This is a genomic window from Borrelia nietonii YOR, assembly GCF_023035795.1.
In the GTDB taxonomy this organism is placed as follows: Bacteria; Spirochaetota; Spirochaetia; order Borreliales; family Borreliaceae; genus Borrelia; species Borrelia hermsii.
This window is the reverse complement of sequence record NZ_CP073148.1, coordinates 251,664-272,643: the sequence shown is the minus strand read 5'-3', so window position 1 is coordinate 272,643 and position 20,980 is coordinate 251,664. Positions and strand designations below refer to the sequence as shown.

The following is a 20,980-nucleotide window of genomic DNA, read 5'->3' as shown; positions in this document are numbered from 1 at the left end:
GATGGAAAATGTTTTAAGAGTTGTGATTTTAGGCTTTATTCAAGGAATTTCTGAATTTTTGCCCATATCTAGTTCAGGGCATTTATTGCTTTTAAAAAAGTTTATGCATATTGATCTCCCAATAGTATTTGATATTTATTTGCACTTTGCAACTGTTTTAGTTGTAATGATTTATTATCGCAGGCGTATATTAGAACTTGTGGCAGTCTTGGTAAAATTTGTTTTAGGAAAAACTACTGAATGTGATTTTGCCAAATTAAGATTAATATTACTCATATTGATAATTACTATTATTACAGCATTTATTGGAATTTTTATAGAAATGTTTAAGGGATTATTTACTCTTAATTTGGTTTTAGTTAATTTTATTGTGACAAGTATTTTATTGTTTTTACTTGAATCTAGGATTATAATTTTTGATTTGAAAAGGAATATCTTGCTTGCGGGATGTTTGATTGGGACTATGCAGGGAATTGGAGCTATGCCAGGTATTTCTCGTTCAGGAATTACAATTTTTGCTTCAGTTTTGCTTGGGTTTAGCAGGTCAGAGTCATTTGAGATTTCATTCTTATCTTTGATTCCTATTGTTTTTGGAAGTTTACTTTTAAAGTATAAGGAGTTATTTGAATCAGATATGCTTTTTAATATTTTTGAGATAAACCTGGGGGCAATTATTGCTTTTATGGTTGGATTATTTTCAATTAGTTTATTTGTTAAAATGTTTCAAGATAGTAAACTTTATTATTTTTCGGGTTATTTAATTATACTTGTAAGCTTAGTTTATTTCCTTTTTTGATTTTAATAGAGTATGAAAAATTTTTATCATTATTTTCAGTTTTTATTTTTTTTTATGTTGGGTGTTATATCATTCTCGCTTTTTGTGGCATTAACCCCTGTAGGAAATATATTCATATTTTTTGTTTTTAATCTCATAGGTCATCTGCTTCTAAATACTTTTTCATTTTTGTCATTTTATCTGATACTTTATCCCCTTGTAAATTGGTACGTTTATCGAACCAATATGTTTAGCAAGAGATTTGTATTTAATTGGAATTATACGGTTATTTTATTTTTTACTCTAACATTTTGGTTAAAAATTAATTCTAAGCTTGAGGGTTCTAATTTTATTAATTGGTTTTTAAGTAATTTTGGGATTATGCTTGGTAATTTTTTTGTTTTTCTTATCTTAGTTTTGGAATTTATTGTTTGGATTTACTTAAACTATGTTTTTTTTAAGGATGCTGGCTTTATTTTAAATACTTTCCATTTTATAGTATTTAAATTTAAAATCTTGTTTGAAAGTATGTTTGCCTGGTTACCGTTTTTAAGTACTCTAAGAATTAAAAAAAATATTAAAGTTTATAAAGATTGTGATAGTAATTTGAATTCAAGTGGGACTTCTAGCCAGGAAGATAATATTATTAATGATGAAGAGTATCAGGCTTTATGGTCTTTTAAATCCTTTTTGAGAAAGCCTAATAAGCCTTTAGATGTTGATTTAGATAAAACTATTTTTAGTCAGTCAAAGGTGAGAGATGAAAAATTATCAGAAGAGCAATCTTTTAAAGAGTCTCAGTGTGACTTAAATATTGAAGATGATTCTAAGTATAAAGTGTTAACAGAATTTGAGGATAATAAGTTAGTAGCTGGTGGGAAAATTAAGGCTAGTGATATAAGGCATAAAGGAATAATGAATAATATTGCCAAGATTAATGATGGAGACTTATTAGTAGATAAGAATAGTGGTAGGTACTTAATAGATATTTCTGTTTTTGAGCAAAGAGAACCTACGAGTGAAGCTGAAGATATTGAATATGAGAAAGAAATTCAAAGGCAATCGATGATTTTACAAGAAACTTTTAGAGAATTTAATATTAATGCTAAGCTTATTGATGTTATTAAAGGACCTGTTGTTACAATGTATGCTGTTCGTCCTGATAAAGGTATTAAGCTTTCAAGAATAACTTCTATATCTGATAATATAGCCTTAAGACTTGCAGCAGTTCGGGTTAGGATTATTGCACCAATACCTGGCAAAGAAGCTGTTGGGATTGAAATTCCTAATAAGAGACGAAAATTTATTTTGATCTCAGAAATAATAAATAGTAAAGAGTTTCAAAATGATTTTAAGGTGCCTTTTGCACTTGGTAAAGAAATTAATGGCAGTAATGTTGTTTTTGATCTTATCACCGCTCCTCATCTTTTAATAGCAGGTGCTACTGGTGCTGGGAAGTCGGTTTGTGTGAATTCACTAATTGCTTCAATTATTTTTTCAAAATCACCAGATGATGTTAAGCTTGTATTAATAGATCCTAAAGTGGTTGAGCTTAAGCTTTTTAATGATATCCCACATTTGTTAACCCCAGTTATTACTGATGTAAATAGAGCCTTGGAAGCTCTTCGTTGGTGTCTTGATGAGATGGAGAGAAGATATGTTCTTCTTGATAATTTTCTTGTTAGGGATATTAATGCTTATAATAAAAAAATACTGGAAGAGGGGTTAAATGAAGCGCCATTACCTTATTTGGTAATCATTATTGATGAATTTGCAGATTTGATCCTTTCTTGCAGAAAAGATTTAGAAAATTTGATTTCTAGGCTTGCGGCTATGGCTAGAGCCGTTGGAATGCATTTAGTTCTTGCTACTCAAAGGCCATCAGTTGATGTTATTACTGGAGTAATAAAGGCTAATTTTCCCTCAAGGATTTCTTTTATGGTTGCTAGTTCTATGGATTCAAGGATAATCCTTGGAGCATCAGGTGCTGAGAAACTTTTAGGAAAAGGAGATATGCTTTATGTTAGTCCTACTACACCTTTTCCCCAAAGAATTCAAGGTGGATTTTTAAATGAAAAAGAGGTTTACAGATTAGTTGGGGAAGTCAAAAAATTTGGTACCCCGAATTATATTGATGATGAGATATTTATTGATAGTGCTGTTGCAGCTGATACTGTGGTTTTAAATCCTTCAGATGAGCCTATGTTTGAGGAAGCTCTTGAAATTGTTCGCTCTACTAAAAAAGCATCTGCGTCTTATCTGCAAAGGCGATTAAAGATAGGATATAATAGGGCTGCACGGATTATTGAGCTTATGGAAGAAATGGGATATATAGGTCCTGTAAATGGTTCAAAACCACGAGATGTTTTTGTTTAATATTAAAAAGGACATTCAATATGAATATCCCTATTTTATTATTTTCCGATTTTTTGTTTTAACTTTCTTACTTTTTTTGCTTGTTTTCTTTTGAATGCTTTTTCTTTTTTGACGCGAATGGTGGATGGTTTTTCGTAATATTCTCTTCTTTTCCATTCTCTAATTATTGCTTCTTTTTCGATCATTCGTTTAAAACGTTTTAATGCTTTTTCTAGTCCTTCATTTTTGTCAACATTGACAGTTACCAAAAAATCACCTCCTTATTTTTACTCTATCCTTTTAGTGTTATTGATTATTTGATTTTTGTCAATAAGCATTTGTTTTAAGAAAAAATCTGGATTTACTGCAACTCCATTGATTCTGACTTCGAAATGTAGGTGGGGTCCTGTTGAGATTCCTGTGTTGCCAACATGACCAATATATTCTCCTGTATTTACTATTTTATTCTCTTTAACTCCAAATTTTGAGAGATGTAAATAAATTGTAAATACTCCTGGTAAATGTTGTATGATTACGGTCTTGCCAGTAATTTCTCTATCTCTTGCAAATACTACTTTCCCTCTACCAGCTGCAAAAATAGGTGTTTTTTCTCTTTTAAGTGGAGCATAATCTTTGCCATTATGCATTTTATGGTTTGATATTTTTTTATTGTCTTGCATATAAATTCTTTGGTCTCCGTAAGGACTAGTTATTTTATATTGATCTTTGATTGGATGAACCAATGTGTCGTAGTGGTAAATCGTTGTATCTCCTATATTGCCAATTATGTTCCATAATGTTAGAGCTTGCGCTTTTGCTTTAGGTGATTGTTGACTTTTAATAAGTTTAGATTTTTTTTTGTTAAGTTTGACAGTTGTTTTTTTAAATGCAAATTTTTTTATCTCTACTTCCTTTATGTATTCTTTATTTTCAAATTCTATTTTAATTTTCTTTTTTCCTTCTTTGATCATTGGTGTGATTCCTATTATGGCTATATGGTATTCTCTTTTTCCTACGTTGAATTTGAAAGGAGAAGCACTTAAAAGAGGTTTTTGATTTGTACCTAAAAGAGACAATTTTTTGAAATTTTTGGTGCTTGCAAAGTAGATATTTTCTCCCTGAGAAGCTTCTTTTTTATAGTAAATTTTTATGATGTCATTATTTACTGCATTTATCTTAACTAATCCTGTTATAAATATAAATAAAAGTTTTTTAATATTAAACATTAATTTTATCTCTTTTTGATATCAATAATTTTTAAAATTTTATCGTTTTGATTGTAAAGGTCTTCACCAACTGTGAATATTATGTCTATATTTTGGCCATCTTTAATACCAAGTTCTTGGATTTTTTGAGTACCATTAAAGTAAATAGCCCTATAATAATCTTTGTTATTATTGATTTTCATGCTTATATGTTTTGAAGTTCCATTTTTGTCAATTGTTCTGAGATCTTGAATGCATATGTCTTCCATCATTAGAATAAGTTCTCTAAAACCATGTCCGTAAGGTTCAAATAAGTCTATTATTCTTAAAAGTTCTCTTTTGTTGAAGTCTTTAGGTATAATTGCATCAATTAGTATTGAATCTTCATGTAGTTCTTTGTATTCTATTTTATCAAGAACGTTTTCAAGTTCTTTTATGAATTCATTTAATACAGCCTCATAGAGTGTAAATCCAGCAGCAGCTTTGTGTCCCCCAGAATTTATTATTAAATGACTTGGTATCATTGAAATTAATTCTTTTGAATTTACTTTATTGTTTGATCTGATGGAGCCTTTAATGATATTTTCTTGTTTTGTTAGGAAAACGGCAACTTTTTGATAATAAGCTGAAAGTCTTGTTGCCATTCTAGAACTAATTCCTTTTGGAGTTTTTTTGTCATAACATATTATGAATTTATCATTTTTGAAAATGGTATTCTCATGATGTGCACTCCAAGATGCTTCTTCCTTACGTTTTCTTAGAGTATTTATGTTTTTGATTTCTTTAAACTTATTTTCTATCCGATTAGTATCTTCGGCTAATAAAAATTGAATTGTAATATCTGCTTTCTCAAGTCTTCCTGTTGAATTTAATATTGGAGCGACTTTAAACGCAATATCTGTTGAAGTGATGATTGGTTTTGTTAGTATATTAACTTCTTTTAATAGGTAATTGATGGATATGTTTTCTCTTAGTGCGATTTCTTTAAGTCCTTCTTTTACAACTATTCGATTTTCATTAATAATTGGCATATTATCAGCAATGGTTCCTATTGCGACAAATTTAAGTCTTTTAAGGCAGTTTTTTAGTAAATCTTTATTTACTTCAAATATTATATTATAAAATACGTAGTATAGTTTTTCTTTAGTATCAGTTTTTTTATATTTAAAATATTTGGTAATTTGCATGAGTTCTTTTAGTGTTTTTTTGGCAAATTTAGGATATTTTTTTATAAAATTTTCACTAATATCAATTGTTTCGATATCTATTTTGTAATTAAAGAACTCATTTAGGAGTTGATTTTGTTCATTTTTATTAAATACAATTACGTATTTACTTTTTGAGAATTCTTCTAGCTTATTAATATTGATTTGCAAGTCATTATTGCTTTCTAGAGAGATGTACTTTTTAAACATGTAGTTGTTTATTTCTATTGCATGAAGTGTAATGTTATTATTTAATCTTTCTAGAAATAAAAATACCATGTTTTTATTATAAAGATTGGTAGTGGATAGGTATAATGCAAGACATGCTTTAAAACTCACATAACATCCAGCTATTTCTTTAAATGGAGAGGGATCTCCTTTTAAATGAGGATCAATAATGATATTATCTATGTCAATTTCTTTGTTTGGAAGATGATGATCTGTAATTATTACTTCTATGTTTTTTGATCTTGCATAATTTGCTTCTTCAATATTAGAAATTCCACAATCAACAGTAATTATTATTGAGATTTTATCTTCAAATGCCTTATCAATGATTTCTTTTGTAAGACCGTAAAATTCTCCATTGGAGGGTATCTTATAGGTTACATTTATTCCAAAATCTTTAAGAGTTTCATACATTATGATTGTGGCTGTGATTCCGTCAGCATCCTTATCTCCAAATATTAATATATTTTCCTTCTCCGCAATAGCTTCATTTATTCTATAAGTGAATTTGTCTATGTTTTTTAATAAAAATGGATTATGCATTAAATTTACACTACTTTCAATAAAAAATAGAAAATCTTCTTCTTTAATTTCTCTTCTAAGTAGTAGTGTTGCTTCAAGAAGGCTGATGTTATATTTTTTTGCGATATTGACTACATTTTCTTTTGGGATATCAATTTCTTTTTTTTTCCAAATTTTCATGTTTTATTCCAGTTTGCTTTATTTAGAGTAGTGTTTGTTCAAATTCTGTATTGATCTTATTTTTGATCATAACTTTAATAAGTTCTTTTGACTTACTAGTTAAATTTATATTTAATGTTGCATTTATGTTCTTTTGAGTTGTATATTCTAAGTATTTAAAACTTCCTGTGTTAATGTAGTTATTTTTATTATTGGTGCAGTTTATACAATTAAATCCGTTAATGTGGATATCATAGTAATAATACTTATCTATTTGTTTATTACATTTAAAACATAACTTTGATAAGTATAAAAATCCTTTTATTATTAGAAATCTTACCTTGTATTGCAAGTCAATTAAATGTGCTTTTTCTAAGCTTGATATGTTTAGTGCCTCTGTAGATTCGGTAAATAGCTTAAAGCATTCCCCATCATCAAAGCTTAAATTAATAAGCTTGATCCAAAGATGAATGATTGTTAGTTTTTCATGGATTAAATCTTGAATAATAAATTTTTCATCATTGACTTCTATTATTTTGCATAAATTATTTTCTTTTACTATTTCGAAATTAGCTCTTACTAAGTTATTGATGTTGGATTTAAATTTTTTTATAGTAGAATTATAAATTATTGTGTGAGTGATTCCTTTTGGATGAAATAGGTTTAATAGGGAATAATTTTTTTTGTGATATAGATTTGTTATAATTGCATTGACTTTATTAAACCGCATTATACATTATTGTATAATAAAAAAATTCATTATTAAATGAATTCTCATAAAAATTTTCTTTTGTTATAATGAAGCGTAAGGAGATTGAATATTCTATGGAGGAAGTAAAAGATACTGTTTCTAAGGTAAAGAAGCGTTCAAAAAAATCTGGGGGAATTTTACCGCATTTTGATAAACCCGTGAGAGTGCCTTTAATTGCAGTGCCATCGCATCCTGTATTTCCAGGTATGTTTATTCCAATTGTTATAGTCTCTGATACTGATATGAAGGCTGTTGATTATGTGATTAAAGGTAATGGTATCATCTCCTTATTTGTATTGCGTGATAAATTTTTAGAAAAAGCAGGCAGTGAGAATGGCAAATTGATTATCGATTATAAAAAGGATATTTATTCTGTTGGTATTACTGCTAAAATAGTAAAAAAGATTAATCTTCCTGATGGTGGATATAATATTTTTGTTTCAACTATTGATAGAGTTAAGTTTATTAAGGTTATTCTTAATGAAGATTTTCCGATAATTGAAGTTGATTATTTAAAACAGATTCCGATTAAAAAGGATGATGTTAAATCAAAGGCAATTTATAGCAGTATTTTGCTTAGAACCAAAGAAATATTCTTACACAGAAAGATGCCTGAATTCCAGTTAAATATGGTGAATATTGAAGATAAGGGTAGATTGTGTGATGTTGTTGCAGGAATGATTTCATCTTCAAAAGATGCTCATCAGGAAGTGCTTGAGACTTTAAGTGTCAAGGATAGGCTTAAAAAGGTTTTGGAATTGATTTATGAAGAATTAAATTTAATTGAGATTCAAAATAAAATCGCTAAAGGTATTCAGGAAAAGTTAGAGAAGCAACAAAAAGAATTCTTTTTAAAGGAACAACTTAAAGCTATTAAGGCAGAACTTGGTGTTGGTGATGAAAAGAGTAGTGAATTTTTAAAACTTAAAGGCAAGGTTAATGCTTTAGCGCTAAAGGGAGAAGCTTTAGAAGCAGTGGAGAGGGAACTTGAAAAATTTTCATTTCTTGAAAGACACTCATCTGAATATATTGTGGTTAGAAATTATCTTGAACTTATTACAAATCTTCCTTGGGGGGAATCAAAAGTTGATTTTGATAAGTTGAATTTGCAAAGAGCAGAAAAGATTTTAGAGAAAACGCATTATGGAATGCGAGAAGTTAAAGATAGAATTATTGAATATATTTCGGTTCTTAAATTAAGAAAATCTCAAAGGGGAGCTATTATGCTTTTAGTTGGACCCCCTGGGGTTGGTAAGACCTCGATAGGAACGGCTGTTGCTGAAGTTCTTAAAACAAAATTTTTTAGATTTTCTGTAGGCGGTATGAGGGATGAATCAGAGATTAAGGGACATAGAAGAACTTATGTTGGAGCATTGCCCGGAAAAATTATTCAAGGATTAAGAATTACAAAGACAAACTCTCCTGTTTTTTTAATAGACGAAATTGATAAAGTTTCAGCATCTAATTATGGAGATCCATTCTCAGCTCTTCTTGAGGTTTTAGATCCTGAGCAAAATATTAATTTTAGAGATCATTATCTTGATTTGCCTTTTGATGTTTCTAATGTATTTTTTATTTTAACAGCTAATTCTCTTGAGACAATTCCTACGCCTTTGTTAAATAGAATGGAAGTAATTCAGCTTTCAGGATATGTTGATGATGAGAAAATAGAGATAGCAAGAAAGTATTTAATACCAAAGGTCTTAAAGGAAAATGGTGTTGATAAGGATTCCTTAAAGTTTCAAGGTTCAGCTCTTGTTCAAATCGCTAGGGAATATGCCAGAGATAATGGACTTAGGAATTTTGAGAAGTATTTAAAGCAAATTGTTCGAAAAATTGCAAGAAAACTTATTGAAGATAAGTCTGTTAAGGCATACCAAATTTCTAAGGAAAATTTGGAAGAATATATTGGTATTCCTGTATTTAGAAAAGAAGAATTTTTGCATAAAGTTATGTCACCAGGTATGGTAATGGGCCTTGCGTGGACTAATTATGGTGGGTCGACTTTGGTAATTGAAACTGTAAAAACTGAGTCTAAGTCTCCTGGTATTAAGTTGACAGGTAGACTTGGAGATGTTATGAAGGAATCTGCAAATATCGCGTTTACTTATGTAAACAGTATTAGTAATGAGCTTAAGGTAAACAAGTCTTTTTTTGAAAAATATATGATTCATTTGCATATTCCAGAAGGAGCTACACCAAAAGATGGACCTTCAGCTGGGATTACTATTGCTAGTGCTTTTATATCTCTAGCTCTTAATAAAACGGTAAGACCTCATTTGGCTATGACTGGAGAGTTATCATTAACAGGTAATGTAATGGCTATTGGGGGATTGAGAGCAAAAATAATTGCTGCTAAACGAAGTGGAGTTGAGCATATTATTATTCCTAAATCAAATAAAGTGGATCTTGATGACATTCCTATTAACATCAAGAATGGCATAAATTTTCATCTTGTAGATAACATGAGAGAAGTTATTAAATTATTATTTTAAAATTTAAAGGTTTTTAGATTTTATCTTAGGTTTGACTATTTTTGGATTATACTTATTATTTCATATTTCATCCTGTAATTTTTGCATTTATTATCTTTCGTATTTTAATTGTAGGTTTAAATAGGTAAATTAGTAATGGAAGTAATGTTAATGATGCAAGAGATGTTGTTAACATTGTAAAGGCTATGATTGCGCCAAGTGTTGCAATTATTTTATAAGTAGAAAATATTAATGTTAAGAATCCTATTCCTACTGATATTGAATTTGCAAATATTCCATTAAACACATCAGGAATTGATTCAATTAAAGCCTTTTTATAATCCTTAGTTGTTTGATAATTTAATATGAATGCATTAAAGAAGTGAATGGAGTAGTCGACCCCTATACCCATACTAACTGATGCAATTGTTGCTGTTGCAGGATTTAGTGTTATTCCGAAAAGTTTCATTACCGCAAAATTTAAAAATACTGACCATGCCACTGGAATCACAATTATTATTCCGGTTTTCATGGATTTGAAGAATAACATTAGCAATATTGTTATTGCACTTAATGTTGTGATAATATTTGTAATTTGTTCTGTCACCATGGTTTTAGCTATTAATATTTTGTCATAAGCCCCTGAGAATTGATATTTATGTCCTGGCATATATTTTTCAATCAAATTACTTGCATAGTTGGCAAAATTTTTAATTTCTTCAGTTGAATTTTGATCAGTTCTTATGATTATTGATATCTGAGACCAATCATCATTAATATACATTTTGGTCATGTTCTTAATAGAATTGCTTCTACTGATTAAGAGTATTAGTTTGTTTAATACAGCTTGATTCTCAGGAAGTCTATATTCTTTTGGATTTTCTTTTTTGAATTTAAAATTCATAAGTCTTATAACACCGTTTATTGAACTGGATTGTGTTTTATCAGTAAATTTGTCAAGTTCATCTGTAATTAAATCCAAATTTTTCATATTTTTTTCATTTTTGAATTCACCAGGAGTGCCATTAATTTCAATTTTGATAATAGACGTTCCTCCTATTTCTCTTTGCATTAAATTAAGTGTTTGTTTGACACTTGTATTTTCTTTAAAATAATCTTTCTCGTCAAAGTTAATTTCTATGTTGAAAAGGCCTACAATTGAGCTTAATAAAATAATTAGAGTTATAGTAGATGAGAGATATTTGTTATTTAATATCCATTTTGTAACTGTTTGGTTTATTAGAGAAAGTTTTTCAAGGAAAGCATTTTTTGCATTTTTATTGTCGTTATTTTTATGTTTAAATGGTATTTTAACTAGTATTCCAGGCAATACTAATAGTGACATAAGCATTGCAATAATGACTCCTGTTGACATAAAAATTCCCATTGTTCTGTATGCTTGAATTGATGAGGTTATTAATGATAAAAACCCGAAAGCTGTTGTAAGAGAAGTTAAAATTATTGGTGTTCTGAGTGTTTTAATTGTAGTTATTATTGTTTTTTCAGTGTAAGGTTCATTTTTTATTCTCTTTAATATTCCATTTATTATATGTACACCATTAGCACATCCAATCGAAATAAGGAGAACTATCATTGTGGTTTCTGGAACAGTAATTGGAGACATAACAAGGCTTTTAATTCCAAAAGTCCAAGTTAGTGCAAATATTGCAATTAGTACAGGTATTATTGCTCCTAGTATATTTTTTATAATAAGATAGAGTGATAGGATTACTATAAGAGTGGCAAACGGACCTAATAATTTAAAGTCATCAGCCATGTAATTGAGTATTTTTTCCCTTATTACAAGATCCCCTGTTAAGTAAAGTTTAAGATCATCAGTTTCATAACTTTTAATTGTAGCTTCCATTGCTTCAAGTTCATTCTTTAAATTTCGGCTAAAGTTTGCTTTGTCATCTGATGTTGATATTACTATAAAGTAAATTAAAGTTTCAGCATCATTTAGAAATATTTTTTTTATAAATGATGTTGAATTGACTTTATTTCTTATTTCAATCATATCTTCATCTGTGTATACATCTTTTTTGAATTGTGGAAAGTAAGTGAATATACTTGTAACAGAGTTGGGATTTACTTTTAGTATCTTGGCTATATCATTTGCTACTTTATTAATTTTTCCAAAAGTTTCTTTATTGAAAATATTCTTTTTATCTTTAAACATTACTATTGTTGATAAGAGTGAATTGTTGTTGTCTATGTCTATTGTTTCTTCATTCTTTTCGCTTGTTGGGAGAAGTTTTAAAATGTTTGAATCGAATTCAATGTTTTTTAAGAAAAATCCTAAAAAAATTGTTATTAATGTGAATATTATTAATATAAAGACTCTGTATTTAATGCTTAAGGTTTCCAAATCCATTTTTGCCTCGTTATCTTGTTACTATGTTTATAAGCTTATCTTTGACCGTAATGATCTTTATTATTTGTTTATTTTGTATATTTTGTATGATTTTGTGATTTTTAAGTGCAATACTTTTAAGATCTTCCTCATTTGTGCCTTTGTTTAATATAATTTTATCTTTTATTTTGCCATTAATTTGCAGTACAATCTCTCTTGTATTATCAATAATTAGATTTGGATCGTATTCTGGCCACTTTGCACTTTTGAATATGCTGGGGGTTTCTCCTATATATTCCCATAATTCTTCTCCTAGATGAGGCGCAAATGGTGAAAGGATAATGGTTAGAGGTTTGAAGATTTCTAAGTAATTTTTATCATGTTTTAAAAGTTCATTTATAAATATCATCAATGATGATATTGCAGTATTAAAATTTAAACTTTCTATGTCTTCTGTTACTTTTTTGATTGTTTTGTGAAGTTCAGATATTATTTCTTTTGATGCTGGTTCTTTTGTTAGTTCTTTGTTCTTAATAGTCCATATTTTGTTTAAGAATCTAAAAATTCCAATTAGTCCTTGTGTATTCCAAGGTTTTGAATCAGTTAAAGGTCCCATGAACATTTCGTAGATTCTCATTGAATCTGCACCGTATTCTTTAATAATATCATCTGGATTTATTATATTTTTGAGTGATTTTGACATTTTTGCAATTATTTGTTTGAGTTCCTTATTATTTTTTTTGGAAAAAAACTTATTATCTCTCTTTTCAACCTCGTCATTGGAAATTAAAATTCCATTTTCGTCTTGATATGCAAATGATGTTATCATTCCCTGATTTATTAGTTTTTGAAAAGGTTCTTTTGTATTAACATATCCTAAATCATAAAGAACTTTATGCCAAAATCTTGCATATAGTAAGTGTAACACTGAGTGCTCAGCACCCCCAATATAAAGATCAACTGGCATCCAGTAATTAATTTTTTCTTTGCTTGCAAATTCATTGTCATTATTTGGATCGAGGTAACGTATGTAATACCAGCAGGAACCTGCCCATTGAGGCATTGTGTTTGTTTCTCTTTTATATGTTTTTCCATTACGTTTAATATTGACCCAATCTTGGATTCTTGATAGAGGGGATTCGCCTGTACTTGATGGTTTATAATTTTCGATTTCTGGAAGCCTTAGAGGTAATTCATCTTCTTCTAGTGGTATTTCATTTAAATCATCATCAAGTATAATAGGAATGGGTTCACCCCAATATCTTTGTCTTGAAAAAATCCAATCCCTAAGTTTATAATTAACCTTTTTTTGACCCTTCTTGTTTTCAGTAAGCCATTTAATTACTCTTTCTTTGACCCCATCAGTTTTAAGATTATTAAATTCGTCAGGCGTGTTAATTGAAATGCCATTCTCAGTGAATGGTTGTGTTAGTATTTCATTGTTTCCTGTCTGAGAGACTACTTGTTTGATTGGCAGACTATATTTTTTTGCAAATTCAAAATCTCTAGCATCATGTGCTGGAACACTCATTACAGCTCCAGTTCCGTAAGTTCCAAGTATATAGCTGCCTATCCAGATTGGAATTTCTTCTTTAGTTATTGGGTTAATAGCATATGCGCCTGTAAATACTCCCGTTTTATCTTTTTCAATAGAAGTTCGTTCAAGATCGCTTTTAAGAGTTTCTCTTTCTCTATACTCTGCGATCATAGATTTAAATTCATCTTTTGTAATTTTATCTACTATGCTATGCTCTGGTGCAAGTACTAAATATGTTACTCCAAAAATTGTGTCTGGTCTTGTTGTAAACACTTTTATCTTTTCTTTGCTTGCCTTTACTGAAAATTCGATCTCGGCTCCTGTTGATTTTCCAATCCAATTTTTTTGCATTTCTTTAACAGATTCAGGCCAATCTATCTCTTCGAGATCTTTAATTAGTCTTTCTGCATATTCTGTGATTTTGAGTATCCATTGTCTTAAAGGTTTTCTTTTTACTTTGTGAAATCCCCGCTCAGATCTAGGCCCATCAGGTGTTTGTATTACTTCTTCATTTGAGAGTACTGTTCCAAGGTCAGGGCAGTACCATACAGGCATTTCTTTTGTGTAAGCTAGACCTTTTTTATATAATTTTAGGAAAATCCATTGTGTCCATTTGTAGTAATTTTCATCGTGAGTTCTGATTTCTCTATCCCAATCATAGGCAAATCCTAATGCTTTAATTTGTTCTTTAAATTTTTTAATATTTTTTTCTGTTATTTTTTTTGGATGCTCTCCTGTTTGTATTGCGTAATTTTCCGCAGGCAATCCAAAACTATCAAATCCTATTGGGTGAAGTACATTAAATCCATTTAAGAGTTTATATCTTGTTAATATGTCAGTTGCTGTATAACCTTCAGGATGCCCAACATGGAGTCCGTTAGCTGAAGGGTAGGGAAACATATCAAGAATGTAAATTCGTTTTTCTTTAGGAACATTTGGATCTTCATTAACTTTATATGTTTTGTGTTTATCCCAATAATCCTGCCATTTTTTTTCTATTTTAGTGAAATTATATTCAGACATCTGTCCCTCAGCAAATAGCAATATCCTGTTTAAGGTTTATAATAATATTTTTATATTCATAGTTACTTTATTGAAAAGTAAATTAATATTGTTATTAACTTAACATTTTATAATGTTAAATTTTTACTTAAAGTATGCTGTGGACTGGACTTGAACCAGCATGGGCTTACGCCCACTAGCCCCTCAAGCTAGCGTGTATACCACTTCCACCACCACAGCGCATATACATTATATTTGCTATTCAAAAAGTTTGTCAACTTTTTGAATTTTTTTCTTTCTTATAATGTAACTTATTAAAATTAATATTATGACTATAATAAGTGTTATTAGTAATATGAGCCTTATTTTGGGAAATATTATTTTAAATGATTCACCTATTTTAAAGCTTAATGTGAAGTAGGTTGTAATTGATATCATGGCTGCAAAAAAGTCAGTTATAAGAAAGTTACTAATACGCATGTTTCCCATTCCTGCTGATATAAATATTGCATTTCTAACTCCAAATGGGATAAATCTTCCAAATAATAAAGTTAAGCTTCCATAGCGTTTATAGTAGTAATTCATCTTCTCGATTAGTTTATTTGTTTGTGTTTTTTGTTTAAGTAATTTGTTAGCTAAGAATCTACCTATATAAAATGAAATTATATCTCCAATATAAGCACCCCAGAAAATTCCTAGGAATATTAAGATTGTATACTCATTTTTTCGACTAGAAAGTATGCCTCCCATTATTACTATTGCATCTTCAGAAATTGGGACGTTAAAGCCTGCAAGAATAAGTAATCCAAAAAATACAATTGGTGAATAGTTTATATTGAGATCTATAAATTCTAGTATGATATGCATAATCCCTCGTTATTTTTTTCTTGTTTTGTAAGTTAAATATATGCTCATTAGAATTAGGTATAAACAGTAAAGAATTATTAGTGTTTTGCCTATCTTTAAATATGTTTCTGGTAGTCTTGCAAATGTTATAAGTATTACTGATAGGGCGGTTATTACTGTTGCAGGAAGTGTTATATATTTAAGTTCTTTTGTTTTTGAAGGATAGATGAATTTAATTGGTGCAAAACTGAATGCGATACATGATAATATTATGCTAAGATTTGTGGTTTGGTCTAATTTAAAGATTATATTAAAGATTATTAGAAAATTCCATAAAGATGGAAAACCTCTAAAGTAATCATCACTAGTTTTTGCATCTAATCTTGAAAATTGATATGCTGATGCCAATAAAATCCCAATACAAGTTATTGTTTTATATTCATCTTTTATGAAATTCCCACAATAAAAAAATATTGTGGGAATGAACGTATAGTTTATATAGTCTACAATATTGTCAAGGAGTTCTCCATTTATTGTTGGTATTACTTCTTTTATCTTTAATTTTCTTGCCAGTGTGCCATCAATTCCATCAATTAAAAGTCCAAGAATTGTAAGCTTTAATAAGAGATTATAATCTGTGTTCATTATGGAGATTATTGAGTAAAGACTAATTATTAGGCCTGAAGCTGTTAAAATATGTACTGACCAAGCTAAAATAAGATTTAATTTCCCCAAGGCTTACTCCTTTATTAAAATAGTTTTTTTACATCCTCAAGACGTTCTTTAAAGATGTTAATTGTATTTTTTATTGTTGATTTTAAGCTTAAGTCGACGCCAGTAACTTTTAAAGATTCCAAGGGGTATTTTGAACCTCCTGTTTTTAAAAATTCTATGTAATCTTTAGTAGCATCTTTTTTATTATCTTTTATGTTTTTATATATCAAAAGAGCAGCTGTAATTCCTGTTGCGTATTGATATACGTAAAATGGAGAGTAGAAATGAGGCACTCTAAGACATTCTAATGAACTGTTTTCATCAAACTTAAGACTTGGACCAAAATATTTTTTGAGTAAATTTAAATAGGTTGTCTTGATTGTTTCTTTTACCACTGGTTCGTCTTTATTGATCATGCCATGAATGATATATTCAAATTCTGCAAACATTGTTTGTCTGAAAAATGTGGCAAGTAAGTCATCGATCTGGTTTAATTTAATGTATTTTATTTTTTCGATATCATTTTCATTTTTTAGTAAATATTCTGCAAGTATTTGCTCATTTACTGTGGATGCTATTTCTGCTTCAAAAATAGAATATTGATATTGCGGAAATGGATTATTTTTGATACTAAAGTAAGAATGCATGGAGTGTCCTGCCTCATGAGCAAGGGTGAACATATCTCTTATTGATTCATCTTTATAATTCATTAGTATATAAGGTTTTCCATTGTATGAGCCTGCACTAAAAGCCCCTGCTCTTTTGCCTTTATTTTCATATTTATCAACCCAACGTTCTTCTAAGAGTCCTTTTCTGAGTACTTCAGTATACTCATTGCCTAGTATTTCTAGTGATTTTAAAATTTGATCGCAAGCTTCTTCAAAAGAATTTTTGAATTTAATGTCTTTTGTTAGAGGAACATAGACATCATAGTGATTAAGATATTCTTGGTTAAGTATGCTTTTTCTAAATTCGTAATATTCGTGAAGTACAGATAAATTTTCATTAACCGTTTCAATTAAGTTTGTGTAAACTTTCTTATCAATATTGTTTTGAAAAAGTTTCATTGAAATAGTATCTTCAAATTTTTTTGTTTTTGCCAAAAATTTATTTTTATTCATATCGGCAATTAAGGTGCTAGCTAATGTATTTTCATGTTTTTTATATTCTTGATAAAATTTTAAGAAAGCGTTTCTTCGTATTTCTTGATTTTCATTTTGAAGAAATAGATTATAAGTGGCGTTACTTAATGGCTTACCGTCAATTTCTCCAAATTCCATGTCAGCATTTGTTAATACAGAGAATATATCATTATAAGATGAATAAAGAGATGTATAGTTTGCTAGTATTTTCTCTTCAGCTTCGCTTAAGACGTGTTCTTTTTCTCTTAAGATTTTTTCAATAGCTATTTTTTTATCTTTAAGTTCTATGTCCTTAAGCCATTCTCTTACTTGTTTTGTATCTGTTTTTAAAATTTTTGGAATAAAAAATGAAGTGACATTTGATGCTTCTGTTTCTAAATTAACATTAATTGTGCGAAGTTCGTTTGAGGTTTGATTGCTTACATCTGTTTCTAGTTGAATGTGTGTGTAATATATTGTTCTCTCAATCTCTTCTTCAATTTCATAGTAAGCATTTAATGCTTGCTTAAAAATGTTTAGATCGAATTCTAGTTTTTCATATTTCTTGAAATCTTGAAGTTTTAATTTTATTTTTTTGACCGTTTCTCTATATTCTTCATTGTTTTTAAACAGAGAAGATAAGTCCCACTTGTCATCTTCATTGATTTTGCTTCTCTCTATCACCAAACTTTCTCCTTGAATTTAATATGACACTAATTATTATTTATAAATAATAATTATTTTAAATCTTTACGTGCAATTTTACAATTGAATTAAAAACTTGATTTTTTGTGTCTCTTTAAATTCGGTTTTCTAGTATTAATCTGAAGATTGCATTAAAAATTTTTTAAATTTAGTAAATGCGATGCCTCTATGGGATATTTTGTTTTTTTCTTCAAGATTTAATTCACTTAGTCTTTTATTGTTTGTAGTTAAAAATATTGGATCATATCCAAATCCATTTTTTTTACAACAATCAACATCCAAAGCAATTGTTCCATTGAATATGCCTTCGAAATTTGTTATTGTTCCATCTGTGGCGATATGACTAACTATACATATGAAATAGGCTGTCCTATTTTCCTTATCTTTCATTAAGTCTATAATAAGATGATTTTTTTCCTTAGTGCCTAGTTTCTTTCCTAATTTATATTGATCATATCTTTTAGAATAAATTCCAGGTTCTAGATTTAAAGCTTCTATGCATAATCCAGAATCTTCACTAAAAACAGGGTGTTTTCTACCTAAAGATTCAAATAAAGCTTTTGCTTTTATTAAGGAATTTTCTTTAAAAGTTTCACCCGTCTCTTTTACATCGAAATTTTTGGGGATTTCTATTTTTATGTTAGGTATATCTAAAATTTGTTTTACTTCGTTTATTTTATTTATATTAGTAGTTGCAAAGAATAATGTTTTCATTGTATATAATAATAAATCATTTATGTGTATTTTAATATTTCTATTGCATTTGTAGAGATAATTATGACTTAATGTAGATAATGATTATATAGAGAATAGATGTTAAAATTTGGTGTTATTTGGTATTAAATAGTAAAATCATTAAATCAACATTTATGGATTTTGTAGGTTTAATATTTAATACCTCTGTTGATTAGTGAATGTGTGGTGAGGGGTTTATGATGAGAGACAGAAGAGGATTTAAAATACTATCGCTTTTAAAAAAAGTAGATAAGATCTTTTTTGCGATTTTTAGTTCCTTTCTTAAACTTTTAAGTAATATTTACTCTTTTTTCAGGCAAAATGTTAGCTTTATGATTATTCCTCATGTTAAGGGGAATGTTAAGAATATAAAGATTTCTTTCTTAACTTTATTTTTATTTTTTGTATTTTTTCTTTTGATTTTCATAGGATTTGTTTTGCTTGCTGTTAATTATGTTACCCTTAAATCTATTGTTAAATCTACTGAAAAAAGTTATGCACTTGCTGAATCGGAGATTGAGGATTTTAGGAACACGGTTGTAGAAATTAATTCTGTTGCTAGTAATTTTTCTAAGGTTGTAAACGAACTTAGCACTTCCTTAAAAATAAAGGAGAGTAATATTAATTTAAATCGGGATAAATTGGATGGAGATCTTGCGGATTTTCTTGATTTGCAAATGTTGGATACCAATTCACTTAAAGAATTAAATGATCTTAAAAATGTTAAGGATACAATAGAAGGGTCAATTTCCCCGCTTAAGAGCATAGTTAAATTAATTCATTCTCAAAATAAATTATTAAATGATATTCCTTCGCTTTGGCCTGTTGTTAAAGGAGATGGTGTTGTTTCTTTGCATTTTGGTCCAGCTGTTGAGCCTTTCACCAGACAATGGTATATTCATAAGGGTATAGATCTTGCAGGAGTGAGGATTGGAACGGCTATTGTGGCAGCTGCTGATGGTGAAGTTGTTAGAGCTAGTTATCAGGTAACAGGTTATGGTAATTTTGTTCAAATTAAGCATAAATATGGCCTTTCTACTCTTTATGCACATATGTCTCGCTTAAACATCTCCAAGGGTTCTTATGTTAGAAAGGGTCAAGTGATTGGGTTTCTTGGTCAGACAGGATATTCAACAGGTCCACATCTTCACTATGAGGTTCGCATAGGATCTCAGGTTGTAAATCCTGATATGTATTTAAATTTGGCAACGGGGGCTTCAAGGTAAATGTTAAATTTATTGAGTATTAAAAGGGATAAGAAAATTTCATCATCTTTACTTTTTGCTGAGGTTAAGACAATTGTTGGAAAAGGTGATTTTTTTAAAGGAGAGCTAATTTCAAATAATTTTATTCGGATTGATGGTGATTTTTTAGGGACTATTAATTCTACCAAAAGGGTTATAATTGGTGAGACGGGACGAATTAAGTCAAATATTAATGCGAATGAGGTTGTTGTTTCTGGAATCGTTCTTGGCAATGTGCATGCTAGCAATAAAATTAAAGTTTTTCAATCAGGATGCATTATTGGCAATATTTCATGTAGGTCAATTGAAGTTGAAGAAGGAGCAATTATTGATGGGTATATGAATATTGGCATTGGAAGTCTTGGTTTTGCTGAAAAAGATGTATTGATTTATACGGGTTCTTATAAGGTTGATGAAGATATTTTAATTGAAGTGAATAAGGGAATTAAATGTGAAGACGTAGTTAAGGATGCTTGCATAGGTGAGAATGATAAGTACTTATTTAGTGATATGAGCAAAATCGATGAAGATTAATAATTTAGTTGCAGGAGCTTTAAATCTTGATTCAAAGGACTATAAGGCCGCTAAGAAAAAGATTAGTGCTAATAGATCAAATATTTTTTCTGCGATATTTAAATCTGAACTTGTAAGGGAAGATAAACATTTTATTGTTCTTGAAAATGGTGAATTTAATCTTGAGTTAATTAAAGATATGTTAAATAAGATTAATGATGTTGGTGAAAAACTATTAAGTGAACCTTCTCGTCAAAATGTAATTTTTTATAAAAAAACTATAGGAGAATTTTTATCTATTGTTTTATCATTTTCTATCTCTCTTAAAGAACAAAAGGGCGGTAATAATGGAGAGCTAAGGAGGCCTAAATATCGTATTATTAGAATTATTAATGAAAAGCTTGATAAGCTTGCTTATTCTGTTTTGCAAAATCAAGTTTCTCAGATTAAGCTTTTAAGCAGTCTTGAGGAGATTCAAGGATTGCTTGTAAATTTGATTAGGTAAGATCAACGCTGTGTTTTATTTTTCTATGAAT

16 protein-coding genes and 1 tRNA gene are annotated in these 20,980 nt (G+C 29.0%); 6 read left to right on the top strand and 11 right to left on the bottom strand.

From position 1 onward, the window contains the following. Position 1: 1 nt before the first annotated feature. Positions 2-796: an undecaprenyl-diphosphate phosphatase gene (locus bhYOR_RS01280; RefSeq protein ID WP_025399599.1), complete on the top strand. Its 795-nt coding sequence runs from the start codon at positions 2-4 to the stop codon at positions 794-796. A 225-nt stretch (positions 797-1,021) separates the two neighbouring features. Then, positions 1,022-3,151: a DNA translocase FtsK gene (locus bhYOR_RS01275; protein WP_241763723.1), complete on the top strand. Its 2,130-nt coding sequence runs from the start codon at positions 1,022-1,024 to the stop codon at positions 3,149-3,151. Between the two features lie 38 nt (positions 3,152-3,189). Here the strand turns inward: bhYOR_RS01275 and rpsU are convergent, their stop codons facing one another. From rpsU to bhYOR_RS01255, 4 genes are read right to left on the bottom strand one after another with little or no spacing between them, the layout of a single operon-like run. Continuing rightward, positions 3,190-3,399: a 30S ribosomal protein S21 gene (gene rpsU, locus bhYOR_RS01270; protein ID WP_012422030.1), complete on the bottom strand. Its 210-nt coding sequence runs from the start codon at positions 3,397-3,399 to the stop codon at positions 3,190-3,192. Positions 3,400-3,417: 18 nt separating this feature from the next. Beyond that, positions 3,418-4,356 (bottom strand): M23 family metallopeptidase, encoded by a 939-nt coding sequence (locus bhYOR_RS01265; RefSeq protein WP_247088163.1) that lies wholly within the window; start codon positions 4,354-4,356, stop codon positions 3,418-3,420. 5 nt (positions 4,357-4,361) lie between these two features. Continuing rightward, positions 4,362-6,470, bottom strand: coding sequence for a single-stranded-DNA-specific exonuclease RecJ (gene recJ, locus bhYOR_RS01260; protein ID WP_038446154.1), 2,109 nt, complete (start codon positions 6,468-6,470; stop codon positions 4,362-4,364). 22 nt (positions 6,471-6,492) lie between these two features. After that, positions 6,493-7,179, bottom strand: coding sequence for a hypothetical protein (locus tag bhYOR_RS01255; protein WP_025399596.1), 687 nt, complete (start codon positions 7,177-7,179; stop codon positions 6,493-6,495). A gap of 68 nt (positions 7,180-7,247) precedes the next feature. Between bhYOR_RS01255 and lon the strand changes: the two genes are divergently transcribed. Further along, positions 7,248-9,695 (top strand): endopeptidase La, encoded by a 2,448-nt coding sequence (gene lon, locus bhYOR_RS01250; protein WP_172641843.1) that lies wholly within the window; start codon positions 7,248-7,250, stop codon positions 9,693-9,695. A 67-nt stretch (positions 9,696-9,762) separates the two neighbouring features. Here the strand turns inward: lon and bhYOR_RS01245 are convergent, their stop codons facing one another. The 7 genes from bhYOR_RS01245 to rdgB form a co-directional block, all read right to left on the bottom strand. Next, the gene (locus tag bhYOR_RS01245) at positions 9,763-12,048 is read right to left on the bottom strand and encodes an efflux RND transporter permease subunit (RefSeq protein ID WP_025433999.1); all 2,286 of its coding nucleotides are present in this window, start codon (positions 12,046-12,048) and stop codon (positions 9,763-9,765) included. 10 nt (positions 12,049-12,058) lie between these two features. Beyond that, positions 12,059-14,587, bottom strand: a complete 2,529-nt coding sequence (gene leuS / locus bhYOR_RS01240) for a leucine--tRNA ligase (protein WP_025399593.1) — start codon at positions 14,585-14,587, stop codon at positions 12,059-12,061. A 135-nt stretch (positions 14,588-14,722) separates the two neighbouring features. Then, a tRNA-Leu gene (locus bhYOR_RS01235) sits at positions 14,723-14,806 on the bottom strand. An 18-nt stretch (positions 14,807-14,824) separates the two neighbouring features. Then, positions 14,825-15,433 carry a DedA family protein gene (locus tag bhYOR_RS01230; RefSeq protein ID WP_025433998.1) on the bottom strand — a complete coding sequence of 203 codons (609 nt, stop codon included), beginning with the start codon at positions 15,431-15,433 and terminating at the stop codon, positions 14,825-14,827. A gap of 9 nt (positions 15,434-15,442) precedes the next feature. Beyond that, positions 15,443-16,147: a phosphatidylcholine synthase gene (pcsA, locus tag bhYOR_RS01225; protein WP_025399591.1), complete on the bottom strand. Its 705-nt coding sequence runs from the start codon at positions 16,145-16,147 to the stop codon at positions 15,443-15,445. A gap of 14 nt (positions 16,148-16,161) precedes the next feature. Then, positions 16,162-17,931: an oligoendopeptidase F gene (gene pepF / locus bhYOR_RS01220; RefSeq protein ID WP_025399590.1), complete on the bottom strand. Its 1,770-nt coding sequence runs from the start codon at positions 17,929-17,931 to the stop codon at positions 16,162-16,164. 135 nt (positions 17,932-18,066) lie between these two features. Continuing rightward, complete coding sequence (gene rdgB / locus bhYOR_RS01215) at positions 18,067-18,666, bottom strand: RdgB/HAM1 family non-canonical purine NTP pyrophosphatase (RefSeq protein WP_025399589.1); 600 nt, start codon at positions 18,664-18,666, stop codon at positions 18,067-18,069. A 221-nt stretch (positions 18,667-18,887) separates the two neighbouring features. On the opposite strand from rdgB, the gene bhYOR_RS01210 reads away from it, so the two are divergent. The 3 genes from bhYOR_RS01210 to bhYOR_RS01200 are packed head-to-tail and all read left to right on the top strand — an operon-like array spanning position 18,888 to position 20,949. Beyond that, positions 18,888-19,913: a M23 family metallopeptidase gene (locus bhYOR_RS01210; RefSeq protein WP_025399588.1), complete on the top strand. Its 1,026-nt coding sequence runs from the start codon at positions 18,888-18,890 to the stop codon at positions 19,911-19,913. After that, a complete protein-coding gene (locus bhYOR_RS01205; RefSeq protein WP_025433997.1) occupies positions 19,914-20,465 on the top strand; it encodes a bactofilin family protein in 552 nt (183 codons plus the stop codon). Further along, positions 20,455-20,949: a YaaR family protein gene (locus tag bhYOR_RS01200; RefSeq protein WP_025399586.1), complete on the top strand. Its 495-nt coding sequence runs from the start codon at positions 20,455-20,457 to the stop codon at positions 20,947-20,949. The genes bhYOR_RS01205 and bhYOR_RS01200 overlap by 11 nt, the downstream gene beginning before the upstream one ends. Positions 20,950-20,980: the final 31 nt, after the last annotated feature.